The sequence below is a fragment of the Paenibacillus periandrae genome, assembly GCF_022458865.1.
Lineage (GTDB): Bacteria > Bacillota > Bacilli > Paenibacillales > NBRC-103111 > Paenibacillus_S > Paenibacillus_S periandrae.
The window spans coordinates 59,824-79,458 of sequence record NZ_JAJNMU010000021.1 but is presented as its reverse complement, the minus strand read 5'-3'; the positions used below and the strand labels follow the sequence as shown (position 1 = coordinate 79,458).

The following is a 19,635-nucleotide window of genomic DNA, read 5'->3' as shown; positions in this document are numbered from 1 at the left end:
CAAAATTTCAAAACTAGCCCATCAACAACTGCTAAAAATGCTTGTCAGCATCCCAAATTCGTTCCATGGAGAGTAGACTGCTTCCAGTGAAGGTCAGACGGTAAACATCCGGATTGGTCAGCCGACTCCAGGCTTCAAAACCAAACTGATCATCATAATGGCCCAACAGCAGAGCCATCACATTGCCATGAGTAGCTATAGCAAATGTATGTGCAGCAGACGCAAGCAGTTCGTTCACAACGGCTACCATCCGCTGAGATGCGGAATAGCTGGACTCGCCACCTGGAAAGCACAGAAACTTATCATTGAAGGTCCGCTCCAATTGGGTACGCCAATCCATCATCGATTCGCTGCTCAATACACGTTCGGACAAACGATGATCCACATGAATCCTTTGACCTGTCCGCAGGGCGGCGGGCTCCAGAGTTTGCTGTGCTCGCATCATAGGACTTGCTCTGAACTCATCAATTTGAAGATGCAATAACAATCGGTCCAGCAGTTCCGACTGCTTCATGCCCAGAGGCGTCAGAAGGGCTTCTGCCGCTTGCCCTTCAGCCTGGGCATGCCGAATTACGTATAGGGACTTTAAAGCATCTGCAAGCTTATTGTAAGCCTCCCAGATCGGCCGTGTTACCTGATCCCATCTGTTCTCGTCCGATAGCGACACCCATTCGACAGAAACAATCGTTTGATTATCTGGATGCTGCATATCGACAGCTAACTGACCACCAACAATATCCACAAGATACGTATATTTAGATTCAGTGCGATGCAATAGATGCGTAATTTTCACATCATAACCGGTCTCTTCCTTCACTTCACGAATGCATGCCTGCTCAGGCGACTCTCCCGGCTCAATCCCGCCACCAGGAAAGTTCCATACCAAATCACCACGCTGGACATATTCATGAAGCATCAGCACTGACCCATCTTTTATAAGCAAAGCTTGTGCAAGCATAGGGCACTCCACCTTTTGGATCAATCTGTCAAACCTGTACTCAGTATCGTACAATGATCAGACAGAAGATGGTAGAGATTTTTTGTTTATTAGCCATTATTTCGTACAAAAATTCGAATAAAACTGAAGTTTATGGAGTTTTCATAATTTAATATTGAATTTTAATTCATTAAATAGTATATTTATACAATTATTATTACTTCATACATAGGAAGGATAGTGCGCGATGAACACCACAGGCTCCTCCACTGATCATTCTCAGCTTCTCCAGCAAATTGAACGATATGCTTTTAACACTTGGCCTGCTGCTACGAATACCAAACAAGGGAACTGGATTATGCGTGCGACAGACGGCATTACCAAGAGAGCCAACAGCATCTGGACAGGCGCTGGCGATTCCCTTCCCAAGGGAGATTGGCTGCAGGAAGCACGGCAATTTTACGACACACACGGGCTTCCAGTACGGTATCATATCAGCGATGCTTCTCCAAAGGGGCTCGATACCTTATTGGATCAGGCAGGCTTTCTCAAGGAAATCCCTTGTTCCGTGCTAATTGCAGATACTGAGAAGGTCATACATCATACTTCCTCCGAATCTAATAAGCCGAGTGTCGAAATACTGTCCGTTCATAATGAACAATGGTTGACAGATTTCATCGATATGGAAGGCTTTGACAAGAGCAAGCTGTCTTTTTATGATTCTTTGTTTACACGCATCACCCAAACCAAATGCTTCTGTTCTCTTCAATGGAACGGCCGAAGTGCAGCAGTCGGCACCGCTGTTGTCGAAGGGGAATGGGCCGGACTTACCAATATCGTTGTCAACTCGGAGCTCAGAGGGCAAGGAATTGGAAAATTTTTGCTGAATGAACTGGCTTCATGGAGTATGAGCCGTGGCGCTCAGCGAATTTACCTGCAAGTCGTTAATGATAATGTGGCGGCGCACCGTTTGTATCAAAAAGCAGGATTTACCTCCTTGTTCCAGTTCCATTATCGTGTACAACCCTGAGAAAACCAAATGAATGGCAATAGCCTTCTTTCTCTCGCGTGGATTACAGCAAGGGAAAAAAGGCTTGTATGGTTTGAAGTCAATCCGATTATATAAGCTATGTATCCATAAGTTAGCTACCTAATGCCATACGAAGTTTATCCAGCTTCCATTTAACATGGGCCAGCGTTTCACGAATCAGATTCCAGCTATTATTCACTGCTTTGGAGTCTACCGGATAAGCCTCTACCTGCCTGTAATTTAAAAATTCTGCCATCTCCATTGCTCTGAGCATATGATAACGGTGTGTTATAATTACCGCTGAGTTCCATTTTTGCTGCAGCATGAACCGCTGACTGAACAATAAATTTTCATAAGTGCTGGTTGCTTCCTGTTCCATCATGATCACGTTGTCCCCAATACCGTGTTCCAGCAAATAATTTCTCATTCCCTCAGCTTCGGTTAACTGGAACTCCGTACGATCCAATCCACCAGATACAATAATATGTTTGATCTTCCCATCTTTAAAAAGCTTAATCCCTCCATCCAGACGTTCCTGAAGCGAAGGAGTGGCCACGTTGTCTTTCAAGGAAGAGCCTAATATAATGCCAACTTCTCCAGCTGCTGAAGCATTGTCTGGAACATTCGCCATTCGGTATTGCAGTATAGACACCCACAACAAGCCTACGACAACACACAACCACAACAATCTTCGTGTACGTTTCCACGATGGCCGCTGACTCATCATTTAGTCAGGAAGCGTTCGACAGAATGAAATACTGCCTGCGCTCCAGGCTCCAGACAAATCATATGACGAGCTTCAGGAAAAAACTCGATTTCTTTTTCCCCCTGAAGCTGATTGAATAAATAATGGGCACTCTTCGGATGAATAATGCCATCCTGCTCACCTTGTGCGATAAGTGTCGGCACCTTGATCATCGGCAGTTCAGGACGCATCTGTTTATTCAGCATGATAAATTGTCTCGTAGCCTTCAACGGAGTCCTTCTTACCTTCCCCCAATTCGACCAGTCGTCCATTTGAATTCTACGTACCAACTCTCTCATAAATCGGTACGGACTAAAATAAAAAACAGCCGCATTTAACAAAACAAGTCTGCGAATTGGATAACGATTGGCAATGTACGCCGAGATCAGTCCACCCATCGAAAAACCGACCAGATCGATCTCGCCATACTGTGCAGTTAGGCTGGAAGCCTCCATAGCGGCGGCCTCCAGCCAATCATGCCAGTTTGTTTCTCCCAACGTGCTCAGCTCGGGGTCATGCCCTGGTAAAGTCGGCACATGGCATACGGTACCCTGTTCGGTTAAATACGCTGCCAATGGAGTCAGTTCATACGGTCCACCTGTAAAGCCGTGGAGCATAAGGCAGTGTCTTTTTTCCAAGGCTGCACCTCTTTTAATTACAAAATAGGTCTTTTATTACTTTTCAGTAATGGCAACGGATTGGATGACAACTTTTTCAGTTGGGGAGCTTTTCTCACCAGAAGCGCCACTTGCAACTGGAGTTGCTGCGATTTTTTTGACAACATCCATGCCTTCAGTCACTTTACCAAAAATCGTATAGTTCGGTGATTTGTTCAAGTTCTTGCTGTCTTCGCCTGTGCATATAAAGAACTGGCTGCCGTTGGTGTTAGGTCCAGCGTTAGCCATAGCAACTATTCCCGGCTCATATTTATATGGGGATTTTAGCTCGTCCTGAAAGCTGTATCCGGGTCCACCGCTGCCAACTCCAAGCGGATCGCCAGTTTGAATCATAAACGATTCGATAATGCGATGGAACACAATATCATTATAAAAGCCTTCTTTGGCTAGAAACACAAAATTGTTGACCGTAATCGGTGCATCTTTGGCGTATAGATCGATTTTGAAGCTGCCTTTGGAGGTCGCAATCGTTGCCTGGTATGTTTTCTTGACATCAATCGTCATGGCTGGTGGAGCCGTCCAGCTCTTCTTAGCCGCTGGCTTGGCAGTATCGGCTGGCTGCTGTGTATTGGCTGCCGGCTGACCGCCCTGTGTTGTTGTCTTTCCTGCATTTTCCGAAGGGTTGGTGCCGCAGGCCGACAGCATAAGCGCGCAAACCACTGCGATAGCTGCCCATTTGGTCATCTTGGTTGTAGATATTGCTTTCATCTCTAATTCCTCCAGATCATCATCTCTTATTGGGTAAGCCCCTAAAGTATTATACTACGACACGGTAAAAATTAACAAAGTCTCCTGATGATGAACCCATCGGAGACTTTGTTACATTGTGCGTTAAGCTGCTTCTCCATTCATTAACGTACAACAGTTCCAGCACCAGGAGCTGTTCCCGCTCCGGCTCCTGGTGTTGTTCCCGCTCCACCACCTGGCGTTGTTCCCGTTCCGGCTCCTGGTGTCGTTCCCGCTCCACCACCTGGCGTTGTTCCCGTTCCGGCTCCTGACGTTGTTCCGGTTCCCGCTCCTGGCGTCGTTCCGGTTCCCGCCCCTGGCGTTGTTCCCGTTCCGGCTCCTGGTGTCGTTCCCGCTCCACCACCTGGTGTCGTTCCCGTTCCGGCTCCTGGCGTCGTTCCCGTTCCGGCTCCTGGCGTCGTTCCCGTTCCGGCTCCTGGCGTCGTTCCCGTTCCGGCTCCTGGTGTCGTTCCCGTTCCGGCTCCTGGTGTTGTTCCGGTTCCGGCTCCTGGCGTTGTTCCCGTTCCGGCTCCTGGCGTCGTTCCGGTTCCGGTTCCTGGTGTCGTTCCCGTTCCGGCTCCTGGCGTTGTTCCCGTTCCCGCTCCTGGTGTCGTTCCCGTTCCGGCTCCTGGCGTCGTTCCCGTACCTGTACCCGGCTTCGCTCCGGCACCTGGTGTTGTTCCTGCACCCGGCGTTGTTCCCGCTCCCTGACCTGGTACTTGCCCTGGTGGCAGTGCACCATCAGCAGGGATAACCACGGTCACGGATGGTGATTGCGTTCCTGTCTTTTCTGTTTTCGGATCATACGCTACAACTGCGTATTGATAGGTTTCACCCGATTTTACTGTAATGTCCTTGACTTCCGTTTGAGTTGTTGTCAGCATCGGTTCAGACGCAAATTCTTTATCCTTATCTGTTTTACGCAATAAACGGTAGGTCACGTTATCACCAAGCGATGACCATTTTAGTACGACAGATGGACCCCCATTGTTCTTGACATACTCCGCCTGGAGTTCACCCATATCCTTCACTGGAGGAGGCAGCTCTGGCTTGACCAAATCCGGAACTCCGTCCGGTTTAACGAACTTCGTCATCGGGCGATTAGCCAGCGCCTTCTGCATTACTTCCTTGAATATCACCGCTGCACTGCCGCTGCTCATCGTAACGTAATGCTTCGCATCGGACTTGTCAAAGCCGATCCATACCGCTGCGCTCCACTCCGGTGTAAATCCTGTAAACCAGAGATCGCGATTATATTTCTCCAGCCCTTTTATAACCGTTTGCGTGGAGCCGGTTTTACCTGATACCGGACGCTCAAATTTGGCTGCTGTTCCTGTACCTCCTGGCTCAACAACGCTTTGCATGAGCAAAGTCATGTAATAAGCTGTTTTCGCGCTCATCGCCGGAGTTACGCGCTCCTGCTTGAACTCTTTGACCAAGGCGCCTTGATCATCAACAATTTTAATAATAGAGTGGGTCGTGTTCAAATATCCATTATTCGCGATTGCGCCATAAGCTGCAGCCATTTGTAATGGTGACGCTCCTTTGGTCATACCACCAAGGGCAATTGCGAGATTTCGATCCTTTTGCGGTTCAAACGGAATTCCCAGCTTGGAGGCAAAATCCATCCCCGTTTTCACACCAATCTCATTGAACAACCATACAGCAGGTGCATTAATCGATTTACGGACCGCTTCAAACATATCGACTTGTCCTCTATAGACACCATCATAATTTCGTGGCGAATAACCATTGTAGTTGGTTTCTTTGTCCTCCAGCATGCTGTAAGGATTGTACTTGCCGCTTTCTAATGCAGGTGCATAGATCAATAAAGGCTTGATCGAGGAGCCCGGCTGCTGTGGAACTACCGCACGATCCAATCCGGTTTGCACATAATCCCGTCCACCAATAATACCAACTAAACCGCCATCCTTGTGATTGATGATAGCCATAGCTCCCTGCATCTTTTGCTCAGGACCGTTTTTTTGGAAAAATTTATCGTTGGCAAACGTCTGCTCCATAATTTTCTGTGCATTGGAATCCATCGTCGTATAGATTTTATAGCCATTGCTCAGCAATTCGGCCTCAGGGATGCCATACACTTTCTCAGCTTCATTAATCACGTAGTCGATAAAGGTCAGGTAGTCCTTGTTTCCTGTGGCCGGAGGGGCTACATAATCGACTGCAGCTGCTTCAGCACGCTCAGCTTCTGTAATATACCCCTGATCCTGCATAAGCTTCAGGACAACAGCACGTCGCTCCTTCGATTTATCCGGATTGGCAATCGGATTGTATACGCTCGGTGCCTTAGGAATGGCCGCTAGCGTAGCCATTTGCCATATTTTCAAATCCTTCAATTCACTGACATTAAAATATTTCTTTGCTGCCGCCTTGACTCCAAACACCCGGTTTCCAAAAAAGATCCGGTTTACATACAAGGCCAAAATTTCGTCTTTCGTTTTACGGTCCTCCAGAGCAACTGCTATGGACATTTCAGTAGCTTTACGGAAAAAGGTTTTATTATTATTCAAAAACATGTTTTTGGCGACCTGCTGCGTGATGGTACTGCCGCCTTCAACTGCACTTCGAGCCACGACATCCTTAACGAGTGCTCGTCCTATACCCAGAAAGTCTATACCGGTATGCTGCTCGAATCTGCGATCCTCTGTTGCTATAAAAGCTTGCTGGAGCTTTAAAGGAATTTCTTCCGGCTTAACAATTTCCCGATTGTCATGCTCGCCATGGAGTACCGCTACTTCGGTTCCATTCACATCAAACAAATGCGAGGCTTCGTCCATATCGAGCTTATCAATATTTGCATCCAATATCTTGTTACCGTTGATTATGATAAAAATGTAGACGCCCAAGGCGCATATAATACCAAGAACAGCCGTTACAAAAGCAAACATCAAAGCTTTACCAAAGCTGAATTTCTTTTTTTTCTTTTTAGCTGGTGTTTTTTTCGCAGGTGGTTTTGCTGTCGTTGTTTTTTTGTCAGTTGCCATCCTCTGCCTCCCCTGATTCTCTCTTTACAATAAAAGAACAACCCTAGCGGAACGGGTTGCTCTCATGGTTCCTATTCATTATACGAATGCTGGACTCAAAAAGTTGCCAAGTTGCTGTAACAAAGCTGATTAATTGTCCGAGCTGCTGTCCGGCTGCTGCATTAACGAAACCGAACGCTGTGGTGTGAAGGTAGAAATAGCATGCTTGTAAACCATTTGCTGACGGCCTTCACTATCAATAATAATCGTAAAATTATCGAACGCCCGAATGACCCCACGGATCTGAAACCCATTGGTCAGGTATACCGTAACGGGAATATTTTCCTTGCGCAGCTGGTTCAAAAATGTATCCTGAATATTGATCGATTTATTCATCATGGGCCCCCTTGTGAGTTTAACGTTCGAATTTTAACTTATCTGCTATTATAGCATGAACTTCATTAAATTGCGTAGTAGAATTTGTCAATTCAGTCATATCCACCCAATTTATGTCCTTCATATGACGAAACCAGGAAAGCTGTCTTTTGGCAAATCTGCGGGTGTCCCGCTTTAACAGGTACACAGTCTCTTCCCAGGAGCTTCTGCCTTCCAAAAAATCGATGATTTCCTTGTAGCCCAAACCCTGCATCGATATGTACTGCTTGCCATAGCCTTGATCCATCAGATGCTTAACCTCATCCACAAGACCTTCCTGCAGCATTAAATCAATTCGCTCTTCTATACGTTTATATAGCAAAGCTCTATCCATTGTCAACCCGACGATACATAGTTCGTATGGAGACTGTTTTTTCTGTTCCTTCAACCGCTCGGACAACCGTTCACCCGTTAAATGGAACATTTCCATTGCACGAATAATACGTCGCTGGTCATTGGGATGCAGCCGTTCTGCGCTTGCAGGATCGATTTCCCGCAGCTTCTCCCACAACGCTTCAGGACCGAAGGCGTCCGCATAAGCCTGCTGCTCTTCACGGTACGCTTCATCAGAACCGGATTCACTAAACTGAAAATCATAGCAAACCGACTCCACATAAAGTCCGGTTCCGCCTACAATAAACGGTAGCTTGCCGCGACCGGCAATGTCAAGGATCAATTTACGTGCGGTATCCTGAAATTCAGCTACAGAAAACGGGTGGTCCGGCTCATGGATGTCAATCATATAGTGTGGAACCTGCTGCCGCTCCCAGGCGGTAGCCTTTGCTGTGCCAATGTCCATTCCCCGATAAACCTGCATCGAATCCCCGGAAATAATTTCCGCACCAAATTCTGCGGCCAACTTAAGGCTTAATCCTGTTTTCCCTACTGCTGTCGGTCCTACCAAAACAAGCAGCTTGGGTTTGGGTGGTGCCTGTGTCACAATCGTATCACTCCGTAAGCTATTTTCGTGGTGGAACGTCTTACTTCCTCAAAGCCTAGGCGATCAAATTCATTACTGCTCCTGTGCTCTTTCATAATTACGGCCCTGCTCGCTACACGCAGCGCTTCCTTAATGGTCTGTTCGCTTACAGGTCTCGAATTTGCCAATGTACGAATTGCACTGATGGAGCTGGACTCTTGGATCGGTTGTCGAAACATCGGATCCACATAAACAACGTCAAAAGCATTATCAGGCTGTCGCTGCAAATATTCACTATGATCCATCTGGATAACCTGTATACGGCGCATAGCCTCGTTCATACCAGGAATATCAGAATCATAAGTCATCAGACCTTGCTGAAGAATCAAATAAGGAATAGGTTCGCTCTCCAGAGCTACCACTTCTCCATTACCCTGCACTGCATAAGAATAAACAAGCGCATCAGAGCCAAGACCTGCGGTGCAGTCCAACACACGATCACCGGACTGTATGTCTGAAAGCTCCATAAGCGGATCATGCTCGCCATTCACAAGCCTTTTAACTCGAATCGCTGCCGTGCTGGGATGGAAAAATAAAGCAGGCTGATCTTCATGATAATACTCTATCCGCTCCTTTGAAACAAGCAGGATTTCCGAATCGTCGTACAACGTTCGCAGTCGGGCCAACGAATGCCGCTTTCTTGGGACGAGTCGTACCGGATTCACTATCCCTTGGAGCTTCTTGATCGACCTGGCAAGCTGGGCCGCAGCTTCCAGGTGTTCAGCTTGAGGGTCGTAAGAGGTCGTTATGAGCACTTACATCACCCTTTTAAATAATTTTTCAAGTTCATAGGTAGAAAAGCTGATGACAATGGGACGACCATGCGGACATGTATAAGGATTGCGGCATGCTGCCAACCGATCCAATAGAGCTTCCATCTCGTTCACCCGCATGCTTTGATTCGCTTTGATGGAGGCCTTGCAGGAGCACATAATCGCTGCTTTTTCCCGCAATCGACTCACATCTACACTTTTACGCTCAGCCAACAGCCATTCCGTCATCTCATCGATCAATGCTTTCTCATCTCCATCCGGAAACCAATGAGGATAGGCTCTTACGAGAAAAGAGTTGCCGCCAAAGGGCTCCACATATACGCCAGCCTGTTCCAGCAAAGGCAGCTTATCTTGGATCCGTACAGCATCCGATGAGGTGAATTCCAAGGTGATGGGCACGAGCAGTTCCTGGCTGGCCTCCGCTGGATTGCCGAATTTTTCGAAATAATACTCATAGTTAATACGCTCATGAGCAGCATGCTGGTCGATCAGGAACAAGCCTTCCTCATTCTGGGCAATGATATAAGTCCCATGCATTTGCCCGATGGGAGATAGCTTTGGAAACGACGGCAGCACAGGGGCAACCGTCTGCTCGTCAGCAGCCAGGGTACGCAGCAGCGCCTCATTGGCTGCTGACTGCTCCTTGAAAGACTGAACAGGTTCACTACGCAGCTGCTTGTCTCTCTGCTCGGTGTCACGCCCAGTAGAATTGAACGTATTGACCGAACGTTTCACATCCAATTCCCGTTCAGATTGGAGATCTGCCTGCGACCAGCGATTCAAGGCTTCAACGTCCTGCTTGCGATCATATGCCTTATCGATATTACCGTTTGCTGACGATGCAGGCGGGGCAGAGCGGTACAGCTCCAGTTGCTCCTGAATATGATTAATCGGTTTGGACTTGGAAGGAGCTGCCCCTGTTGGAATTAGAACCTGTTGATTAAGCACATGACGCACCTGCTCCTCAACAAATTGAATAAGCTCCTGCTCCTTGCTGAATCGCACCTCCAGCTTCGCCGGATGGACATTGACATCCACCAGTGTCGGGTCCATTTCAATATGAATCGCTGCAACAGGAAACCGGTTAATCGGCAAAAAGGTATGGTAACCCTGCATCAGCGCATGAATTAATGTGAAATTACGGACGTAGCGTCCATTGATAAAAGTAGAGATTCCATTACGGTTAGCCCGTGTTGTCTCCGGCTTTCCGATAAATCCGCGAATCGAATAGTCCAGCTGCTCGCCTTCGATCGGAAGCATGGTTTTAGCCACAGTGGTCCCATAAATCGCAGCGATAACGCCGCGCATATCCTCATTGCCGAGTGTCTGGATCATCACACTGCCGTTGTGCTTCAACGTGAAAGCTATTTCGGGATGGGCTAATGCAAGACGATAAATAAAATCGGATACATGCCCCAGCTCGGTTTGTACGGTTTTCATATATTTCAAACGCGCAGGTGTATTATAAAATAGCTCACGCACTTGAATATCCGTACCCCGCGGAGCTGCCGTTTCCTCAGAAACCTTGACGGTCCCGCCTTCAATAACAAGCTGATGACCCAACCCGCTTGAATTCGTTGAAGTTAGGCAGGTAACCTTGGAAACAGCTGCGATACTCGGCAGTGCTTCACCTCGAAATCCAAGTGTCCGAATGGAAAACAAGTCCTGACTGCTGACAATTTTACTCGTTGCATGGCGAAAGAAGGCTGCTTCACAATCGTCGGACTGCATTCCTGAGCCATTGTCACTTACACGAATCAGCGCAAGACCGCCTTCCTCAATCGTAACATCGATCCGGCTGCTCCCAGCATCGACTGCATTTTCTACAAGCTCCTTGACGACTGAGGAAGGGCGCTCCACAACCTCGCCAGCGGCGATCTGATTGGCAATATGTTCATCAAGTACCCTGATTATTCCCATAGCGTATGCTCCTAACTCTTACTTCGTTGCGGTCAGGGTGAGCAGCTCACCATCATCCGACCAGCTTAATTGCGGAAAGCTTTCTGCAAATTTATTGACACTTACATATCCAAAGCCATTTTTGAGTAACAATTCACCCGTTGTTGAAGGGTAGGACTTGGTAACCCCAAATGCCGATACATCAACAGATTTTAACGTATCATTCCAGGAAATGGTTCCCCCAAGCAATGAAGCAAGCACTCTGGAAGGCACATAGACGCTGCCATTCTCACGAATGACATTAAAGCTGTCCATCACCGATGTATCGTTCACCGTAACCCCTTTTTTGTTCAGAGCAACTTTGATTTGGGAGATACCGGCTTCATGAAGTGCTGTAATTAGCTGCGGAACCTCACCGTCAACCTCGATGTCAGGGCTTATGCCAATCTTGTTGACCTTGCGCAGCTTGGGGGTTAAATATTCCTCGATCGTAATTTTCATGGCCCCGCCGCTCGCCATAGGAAAGATTGTCTGCACACTGCCCTTGCCATACGTTTTCATACCGATCACCTTGGTCGCCACATTGTAGTCCTGAAGAGCTCCTGTCAATACCTCGGAGGCACTTGCACTGTATTCATTGACCAAAATATACAGTGGAAAAGGTTGTGTGGTTCCATTGCTGAATTTTACAGGCTCATCCACATTGTTTTTATCCTTTGTGTGAATCATGATGCCTTCCTTGACGAACAGCTTGACCATGTTTAACGCCGTATCCAGCAAGCCGCCGGGATTGTCGCGCAGGTCAAGGATCAGGCTGTTAATTCCCTGTGCCTTTAACTCGGCTAGCTGTGCCGTCATTTCTTCATCCGCATCGCCAGAAAATCCGGTTACACTTAAGTAGCCTACGCCGGGATCAAATCTTTTGTGTGTTACAGATGGCAGCTGGATCGTTTGACGCGTCATCGATAACGGTAGACTTTGCTCGCCCCGTTCAACGGTAACGGATACCTTGGAATTTTCGGGACCTGTAATTTTCTTAATAATATCATCAACATTTATTCCTGTTACCGATTCACCATTTACCGCAGCAATACGGTCTCCCGACTTCATCCCCGCTTTGGAAGCAGGCCCTTCAAATACTTCCGTAACAAACACACCTTCTGGAAGCTCAGTAACACGGATACCAATGCCCACATAGTTGTTTTGCACCGCATTCTCAAAGCTTTTTAATTCTTCAGGTGAAAAATAAACCGTATACGGATCATTAAGAGAGCTTATCATCTCTTTAATAGGCTTGTCCGCTAGATTCTTTTTGATAGGAGCGCTAACGTGATATTTTTCCAAAAGCTCCATAACTTCTTTAGTACGGGCAGCCTCCACATCTGCTTGTCCAGCCCCCCACGCAGCTGAAGCTGTAGGAAGAAGAAGGGATAGCGCGATTGCGATGGAAGTCGTGTGCCGCCAAAAGGCGCGATTGCTGTTATTTTTCATGTAATAAGGCCATCCTCTCATCAAAACAAAGGTTATAAATCAATGAATTTCAAACCAGCGAACGAATAAATACTATAATTGCTTTTTCAAATCAAATAAAAAGTTCATCGCCATCATAGGTGTCATATTCATTAAATCAGCCGTCTTCAACTGCTCGATAAGCTGCTCAGTTCGGGCATCCGCCTTTTTCTTCGAACGATTGGAGGCTGAAGCATCTTCCTGGAACAAGCTTAGCTGGACGGCCGCAGCGGTTTCATGAATTTGTTCTGACAATATTGGAGCAGCAACGATTGCAGCGGTTGAATAAGTCTGCTTAACAGAAGGCGCAACCTCTACAATTGTAGAAGCAGCGACAACAGGAGCAGTTTGATCCGCCAGAAGCTCCGCCCTCTGTTCGAAGGCATGAAGCAGCTCGTAAGAGCGGTCAATGATGCCTCCCGGCAAACCGGCAATTTGCGCACAATAAATACCATAGCTCGTACTTGCTGCGCCAGGAACCAGCTTACGCAGAAAGGTCACCTGCCGACCACTTTCCTTGACAGCCATACAGTAATTGCGCAGCGAGTGCAGCGATTCTTCCAGATGAGCCAATTCGTGAAAATGGGTGGACACGAGCGTTTTGCAGCCGATTTGATCATGCAAGTGCTCAATTACCGCCTGAGCAATAGCCATCCCTTCACCGGTCGAGGTTCCACGCCCCAGCTCATCAATAATAACGAGGCTTTTGGACGTCGCTTTATCGGTCATCACCTGAATGTCCATCATCTCCACCATAAACGTGCTCTGACCGCCAATTAAATCATCGGCTGCGCCAATTCTCGTGAATATCCGGTCAATGATAGGCACGGTTGCGGCTTTCGCTGGCACGAAGCAGCCAATCTGCGCCATCAGACAAATAATGGCCACTTGGCGCATATAAGTGCTTTTCCCCGCCATATTCGGTCCGGTGATCAACAGCATGCTGCCATCATTCGAGTTCAACACCGTGTCGTTCGCGACAAAAAAACCATCCTGCATCACAGCCTCCACAACGGGGTGCCGTCCTTCTTCGATATGCAGCTCGTAGAACTCGCCAATTTCCGGCCTGGAGTAACGATTAGCCGCACTTACTGCTGCCATTGATTGATACACATCAACAGCCGCAATCTGCTCAGCAAGCTTCTGTAATCTGGATATATGTACGGATAGCTTGTCCCGCAGCTGCATGAACAGCTCGTATTCCAGATCAACCATCTTCTCTTGCGCTTCGAGAATCAAGCCTTCCTTTTCCTTCAATTCCGGTGTAATGAATCGTTCTGCATTGGCAAGCGTCTGTTTCCGTTCATAACGACTTGCCTCCAGGGTAGACAGATTTGATTTACTGACCTCGATATAATAGCCAAACACTTTGTTATAGCCAATTTTCAAGGATTTAACGCCAGTTCGTTCGCGTTCCTGCTTCTCCAGCGCCGCTATCCACTGCTTGCCATTCGTGCTGGCTTCACGCAGCTGATCCAAGTAAGCATGGTAACCCGGCTTAATCATACCGCCATCACGAATCGATATCGGAGGTTCATCGCTAATCGCTTCTTCAATCCAGTTCATCACATCCGCGCAAGGATCCATTTGTGCAGCCAGCTTAGCTAGTGTCGTAGAGCCCGACGATTCGCACTCCTGCTTCAAGAGCGGTATCTGCTGCAAAGTCACCTTTAAGGAGCACAAATCTCTTGCATTGGCGTTTCCGTAAGCGATACGGGCAACGAGCCGCTCCAGATCATACACTTCCTTTAACGATTGCTTAAGTCCATCGCGAACGATCAGTTGATGATACAATCGATCCACAGCTTCCAGACGCTCCTGTATGGCCGTGGCGCTTGTCAGCGGCTTCTCTATCCAACGACGCAGCAATCTTCCGCCCATTGCCGTAACCGTCTTGTCGAGAAGCCACAGCAGCGTACCCTTCTTCGCCCGATCACGTACCGTCTCGACCAATTCCAGATTGCGTCGGGTAAAAGGGTCCATGATCATATATTGATTCTGTTCATAGACACGAATGTGCTTGATATGTCCGAGCGACCGCTTCTGGGTTTCTATCAAATACGCCATCAGCTGTCTAACAACAGCTTCCCCGCCATTCGGTAAGGATGCTAGCTCAGATTCGGCAAAAAAGGCGCTGAGCGCCAGATTTTCTTGCTCTTGCAGAGGCTCGCGCGGCGTTAATACCGTCGAACCCGCCCAAGCATTGCCTTGCTCTCCCAATTGCTCCAGCAGGCCAGGAGTCGCCAGCAGCTCCGAGGGATGATACACATTCATTTCGTCCAGAATCAGGGCCTTGGTGCCCTCCAGCCGGGTCACGAACAGCTCACCCGTGGATATATCGCAAGCCGCAAAACCAAAGCTTCCCTCATCCGTTTCCATGACTGACACGATGTAATTATTGGTTTCGCTCAGAGACCTTGCATCCATCACCGTACCCGGTGTTACAATGCGGACGACCTCGCGGCGAACTACTCCTTTGGCTTGTGACGGATCCTCGACCTGCTCACAGATCGCAACCTTGTAGCCCTTTTCGATTAATCGGGCGATATAATTATCTGCCGCATGATGGGGGATTCCGCACATCGGAATGCGTTCCTCGGCTCCCCCTTCCCTACCGGTCAGCGTTATTTCCAACTCCCTGGAAGCCAGAATCGCATCCTCAAAAAACATTTCATAAAAATCACCTAAACGAAAAAACAAAAAAGCATCCAATACCTCCGCCTTGATGGCCAGATATTGCTCGATCATCGGCGTGTATGTCGCCATGCTGCAACCTCCATGCATGTGTGCATTCATAATATAGACTCTAGTTATCCTTATACCTTTTCCATTATATCATGAATGCACGGACGATTCTTCTTTTCTATGATAAGGACCAATTTGCCACTTCCTGCGAATATCCTGTTGCTCATCCCATGCGTCCATTTTCAACAGCATAGCTCTAAGTGGCACAAGCCAGCGTTCATACTTGCGATAAGTAGGGAGTCGTACCAGATCGTTCCACAAAGTGGGCAGTAAGGGGCGAATCACCAGCTTGTCACCGGAATAATAAGCTTCCTGTACGGATACATCCTGAAGAGGGCGCGACGGCAGCAGGCGATAATGATCGGCTATCAGCTTGGCTAGCGCGAACACACCCTTCGTAACCTTCGGGGAGATGAGCCAGCTTGGAAGTACACGGTATTCAAAGCCTCCGTGACGCTGCTTGCGATAATCACCCAGAAAGCCGTATTTGGGCTTTCTACGGCCCGTTGTAGGAGCTTCAATCAATGTGAGCGGCAGAGCCAGATAGTTATCCAATGTACGCAGCAGCTCAACGTTCAACCAGACCCCGCTAAAATGGAGATGCCCCCCTAAAGGAAAACCTTGTATCGGCATGCCGCCTGCCACCCATTCGAGCGTATCGTCCGTTATTCTTCTTGATGCCATTTGCATGGTACGGTACAGCTGGTTAGCCAATTGATCAACATCGGCACTCGGTTCCGGCCGCAGCTCCGCCAGCGGATAAATTTTGCGAAAGCTCGGCAGCACGATAGCATCACAGCCAACCGGTCCGTCCTTGTTCAAAAACTTCGAAGCAAAGGTAACCTTGCCTCTTGGATCGCGCAGTAAAAATTCCGGGTCGGCTCCCAGTAAAGCTACCTCTTTGCTTATGTAGGAAGCGTCTAATTCTTCAGCAAACCGGTGAATCGCGTCGGCGAACAGCTCTGCTAGGCGGACTGTCAATTGTGGGATCGCCTGTATTTCCAGCACGACAAGCTCTCCCCCGGGACGCACCCCGATATGAACGACACCATAGTCGAGACCAAGCGCATAAAGCGCCTTTACTGCCTCACGCTTTGAGCGAACCGCATGGTAAGAAAGAGTTTCAATAGATAATTCCTCAAACTCCCCCTCTCCTGACTGTCGCAGTGATAAGGGCAGCTGCTTCCCGTAATAAACAACAGATTGCTTTTGGAACAAACTCAATGCCTGCAAATGAAACACGGGAATCCTGTATTCATAAGAAAACCGCTGACCCTCCGGCTCCCAATGGCTCTTTATTCCATGAAGCTGCAGCAAAGCCGCAGCCTTCTCTGGATTCGCAGCGCGGAGCTGACTTTTTACCGGCTGTAAAATCAATTGCTCCTGTCTTTGGGGCTGAAAACAGCCCCAATGTATAATACAGGTCGAATCGAGCTGAACCGGCAAACGTGTACCGTTAGGCACCTGCAGCCGATCTAATAATAGCGGTAGTGTCGGTTCATTCGAGTGCAAGAGCCATACACGCATGTTAATTCCCCCCAAGCACAAAATTTCTGAAAATTAGAAGAAAAGCTTCTGATCGAAGCCTATTCGGTGAAGATACATTCGTATCCAATAGGTTGCTTTTCTTGAAATATCAGAATATTCAGCTCTGCTGAAAATTTATTATTCTGAAATTATAACAAAAAGAGGGCTAACGCCCTCTGCCGAAATGAACCTAAGTGTCATATAATAAAAGCAGGAGCATCAGTTCAAATCGTCATCCAGCAAATCCGGATCCAAATCTTCATAGTCATCGCTGCCTGCATCATCAAACTCCACATGCTTGTCGTCAAAATCATTGCAGCCGTTCGCGGACACCACTACGCAAACTTTTGTTTCAGCGATCATTTCCACCTTGAATTCACGTTCCACCCGGACAATCACACTATCTCCACGAGAAGAGATACTGGCTTCCACGCAATTGGGTTCCTGAGTAGCGACAGCCGATACTTCGGCGGTTATCGGCTTGTGGCGCTTATCCAGGAAAGAGAGTCCTACTACCTCCACGTACGAAATCGTTTCTTTGGCAACATCCGTCTTGGTATTTTTATTGTAGGAGTACCAAATATTGATATCGTAAGTACCCACCACCTCGACGTTTTCACCAGATTTCACCGCCTCATACTGGTTGTTGATAATCCATGCACCCAGTATACTTGTCGGAGCATGAGGCGGAGTGACCGTATTGGTGACTTGCGAAAATTTGCGTCCTTTTCCGCAGACAGCTTTGGTATAGATCTCTCTGGTTTGCAAATCTTTATCTATTGACATCTGTTCTACCTCCTCCATTCAATCATTCATTACATTTGTATGCAGGACATGGGCGAATGTTGATAAAATAAGCATAGATAAATCTAGATAGTTATTAAAATTCATATGCTATGCCGATTGAATTTATATTAGGGTCGAAATAATATATTGAATTGCTGCCAATTAACACCCCATAATCGGTTACAATCTGCCTGCTGAGCAAAGAATGACAACTTTTTAACAGAAGTCGGACGACTGCTGCCAGCCGGCTTTTGCGATATCGGACAACCCACAATACACTCTGGCAATTGTTTCATGTAAATAGATTTGCCGCATACAGAAACAGACGACGCACAATGGCAGCCGTCTGTTCATTAGAAAGCGAGATATGCACCCATTTTATGAACCGTCCAATCACAAAGCCATTGTCACACATACCATACTAATGTAAGGCGAAAGGAGGGGTCAATATGGGTGTAGTAGCAGGAGTTGGTGGAAGTTGCGGTGGTTATGGTTTGGGCACTACGACTGGTGTCATACTTGTACTCTTCATTTTATTGGTTATCATCAGCCGCACATTCATCTAAATCATAGGATCGAACCGCTTTTCAGCTAGCTGGAAGGCGGTTTTTCTTTTGCCTGAATTTCAATAGCCATCCTTCCAGATGATTTAATCATGGCTAATCTGGTTAAGAATGAACATGAAGTTGCAAGCATCCTGAAAAACTGAAAGGAAGTGTCGATATGCTTTGGACCATTTTTGTAGTGATACTTGTCCTGTGGGGCCTTGGCTTTGCCTTTGATGTAGCAGGTAATTTAATACATATTTTACTTGTTATTGCCGCCATTTCACTAGTATTCAATCTGATCAGCGGCAGAAAAACCCGTTAGCCCAAAAGCATCATGCATGAAGGAATTCATCTTAGCATGATCCGGCAGCTGCTCATTGAGCGGCTGCTTTTTGTTTCTTCTCCCGCTTCGCTACGGCCAGGAAAGCGTCCAGCTCTACGGCCAGCTGCAGCAGAGCGGCCCGCACTTCAAATTCAACACGGGTTACAGGCAGCGGCATTTGACGAAATTCCCCCTGCAAAACACGAAGCTTACTCTCAGACCTGCCCGTGTAATACTCAACCTTGACATCCTCGCTTAATTCGTCAAATACGGACGCTAACAGCTCACCGTGAGGTAGCGTCTGGTACACCTGTGCCACGTACTCCAGCATCCTGTCAATCGAATCCAAATGCTGTTTGCGCATATAGAAATATACCATCCATAAAGCGTCCTCTTGCAGTAACGTATTCTCTTGCTTGCGCCGAGCTATCAACAGTGCATCCTGTACGATATCATGCGCCTCCAAGAGCTCGCTACCGCTCCAAATGTGTCCGTTATCTCGTAAATGATTAGCTATTTCAGAAAAAATATGAGAAAAACAGCTTTCCAGTCTGGCCCGCATGTCCGATAATTGTTTATCCGCCTTGGGCATATACACAATATTGATCAAGGTAGCCGTACCCAGACCTACCAGCAGCAAAGCAAGCTCATTAACAATCAGATCGAAGCCGTATCTCTGCTCGTTAAAAATATGAAACATAATAACAGAGCTTGTGACAATGCCTTCTTTCAATTTAAGACGGGAGAGGATCGGATACAAGATAAGCACAAACAGTCCGGCCACCCAAACCTCAAAACCCAATAGCCAGAATAAAACTACTGCGACAAAAAGCCCAATGGAAGAAGCCATCAACCGTTGGAATGACGTTTGCAGTCCCCTTTTTTTGGTAACATCAATACCAAGGATCGCTAATAAGCCTGCCGCGTTAGGGCTATGTAGGCCTAACAAATGAGCCAAATAGATAGCTGCTATTACAGCTGCAGCCGTCTTCATTATTCGAATTCCCATTAGA

17 protein-coding genes are annotated in these 19,635 nt (G+C 47.5%); 3 read left to right on the top strand and 14 right to left on the bottom strand.

Going from position 1 to position 19,635, the window contains the following annotated elements; all coding sequences use genetic code 11:
• Positions 1 to 31: 31 nt before the first annotated feature.
• Positions 32 to 958 carry a histidine phosphatase family protein gene (locus tag LRL21_RS30975; protein WP_240419635.1) on the bottom strand — a complete coding sequence of 309 codons (927 nt, stop codon included), beginning with the start codon at positions 956 to 958 and terminating at the stop codon, positions 32 to 34.
• A gap of 226 nt (positions 959 to 1,184) precedes the next feature.
• Here LRL21_RS30975 and LRL21_RS30970 point away from each other — a divergent pair, with 226 nt between their 5' ends.
• Positions 1,185 to 1,967: a GNAT family N-acetyltransferase gene (locus tag LRL21_RS30970; protein ID WP_240419634.1), complete on the top strand. Its 783-nt coding sequence runs from the start codon at positions 1,185 to 1,187 to the stop codon at positions 1,965 to 1,967.
• Between the two features lie 112 nt (positions 1,968 to 2,079).
• Here the strand turns inward: LRL21_RS30970 and LRL21_RS30965 are convergent, their stop codons facing one another.
• From LRL21_RS30965 to LRL21_RS30910, 12 genes are all read right to left on the bottom strand, one after another.
• Positions 2,080 to 2,694 (bottom strand): YdcF family protein, encoded by a 615-nt coding sequence (locus LRL21_RS30965; protein ID WP_240419633.1) that lies wholly within the window; start codon positions 2,692 to 2,694, stop codon positions 2,080 to 2,082.
• Positions 2,691 to 3,350 carry an alpha/beta hydrolase gene (locus tag LRL21_RS30960; protein WP_240419632.1) on the bottom strand — a complete coding sequence of 220 codons (660 nt, stop codon included), beginning with the start codon at positions 3,348 to 3,350 and terminating at the stop codon, positions 2,691 to 2,693. The genes LRL21_RS30965 and LRL21_RS30960 overlap by 4 nt, the downstream gene beginning before the upstream one ends.
• A 36-nt stretch (positions 3,351 to 3,386) precedes the next feature.
• Entirely contained in the window at positions 3,387 to 4,097 is a 711-nt protein-coding gene (locus LRL21_RS30955; RefSeq protein WP_240419631.1) for a peptidylprolyl isomerase, read from the bottom strand.
• 143 nt (positions 4,098 to 4,240) lie between these two features.
• Positions 4,241 to 7,120, bottom strand: a complete 2,880-nt coding sequence (locus LRL21_RS30950) for a transglycosylase domain-containing protein (protein ID WP_240419630.1) — start codon at positions 7,118 to 7,120, stop codon at positions 4,241 to 4,243.
• 129 nt (positions 7,121 to 7,249) lie between these two features.
• Positions 7,250 to 7,495 (bottom strand): RNA chaperone Hfq, encoded by a 246-nt coding sequence (gene hfq, locus LRL21_RS30945; protein ID WP_076228519.1) that lies wholly within the window; start codon positions 7,493 to 7,495, stop codon positions 7,250 to 7,252.
• Positions 7,496 to 7,514: 19 nt separating this feature from the next.
• Positions 7,515 to 8,477: a tRNA (adenosine(37)-N6)-dimethylallyltransferase MiaA gene (gene miaA / locus LRL21_RS30940; RefSeq protein WP_240419730.1), complete on the bottom strand. Its 963-nt coding sequence runs from the start codon at positions 8,475 to 8,477 to the stop codon at positions 7,515 to 7,517.
• Positions 8,471 to 9,268 (bottom strand): class I SAM-dependent methyltransferase, encoded by a 798-nt coding sequence (locus tag LRL21_RS30935; protein WP_240419629.1) that lies wholly within the window; start codon positions 9,266 to 9,268, stop codon positions 8,471 to 8,473. The genes miaA and LRL21_RS30935 overlap by 7 nt, the downstream gene beginning before the upstream one ends.
• The gene (mutL, locus tag LRL21_RS30930) at positions 9,269 to 11,206 is read right to left on the bottom strand and encodes a DNA mismatch repair endonuclease MutL (protein WP_240419628.1); all 1,938 of its coding nucleotides are present in this window, start codon (positions 11,204 to 11,206) and stop codon (positions 9,269 to 9,271) included.
• A gap of 18 nt (positions 11,207 to 11,224) precedes the next feature.
• Entirely contained in the window at positions 11,225 to 12,676 is a 1,452-nt protein-coding gene (locus LRL21_RS30925; RefSeq protein WP_240419627.1) for a S41 family peptidase, read from the bottom strand.
• Positions 12,677 to 12,748: 72 nt separating this feature from the next.
• On the bottom strand, positions 12,749 to 15,460 hold the full coding sequence (gene mutS, locus LRL21_RS30920; protein ID WP_240419626.1) for a DNA mismatch repair protein MutS: 2,712 nt from the start codon (positions 15,458 to 15,460) through the stop codon (positions 12,749 to 12,751).
• A gap of 69 nt (positions 15,461 to 15,529) precedes the next feature.
• On the bottom strand, positions 15,530 to 16,966 hold the full coding sequence (locus tag LRL21_RS30915) for a putative amidoligase domain-containing protein (protein ID WP_240419625.1): 1,437 nt from the start codon (positions 16,964 to 16,966) through the stop codon (positions 15,530 to 15,532).
• Between the two features lie 219 nt (positions 16,967 to 17,185).
• Entirely contained in the window at positions 17,186 to 17,752 is a 567-nt protein-coding gene (locus LRL21_RS30910; protein WP_240419624.1) for an outer spore coat protein CotE, read from the bottom strand.
• 449 nt (positions 17,753 to 18,201) lie between these two features.
• Here LRL21_RS30910 and LRL21_RS30905 point away from each other — a divergent pair, with 449 nt between their 5' ends.
• Together LRL21_RS30905 and LRL21_RS30900 are read left to right on the top strand one after the other, a co-directional pair.
• Complete coding sequence (locus LRL21_RS30905; RefSeq protein WP_218638991.1) at positions 18,202 to 18,318, top strand: YjcZ family sporulation protein; 117 nt, start codon at positions 18,202 to 18,204, stop codon at positions 18,316 to 18,318.
• Between the two features lie 157 nt (positions 18,319 to 18,475).
• Entirely contained in the window at positions 18,476 to 18,622 is a 147-nt protein-coding gene (locus LRL21_RS30900; protein WP_144026350.1) for a lmo0937 family membrane protein, read from the top strand.
• Positions 18,623 to 18,674: 52 nt separating this feature from the next.
• Here the strand turns inward: LRL21_RS30900 and LRL21_RS30895 are convergent, their stop codons facing one another.
• The gene (locus LRL21_RS30895) at positions 18,675 to 19,631 is read right to left on the bottom strand and encodes an aromatic acid exporter family protein (RefSeq protein WP_240419623.1); all 957 of its coding nucleotides are present in this window, start codon (positions 19,629 to 19,631) and stop codon (positions 18,675 to 18,677) included.
• Between the last annotated feature and the right edge of the window lie 4 nt (positions 19,632 to 19,635).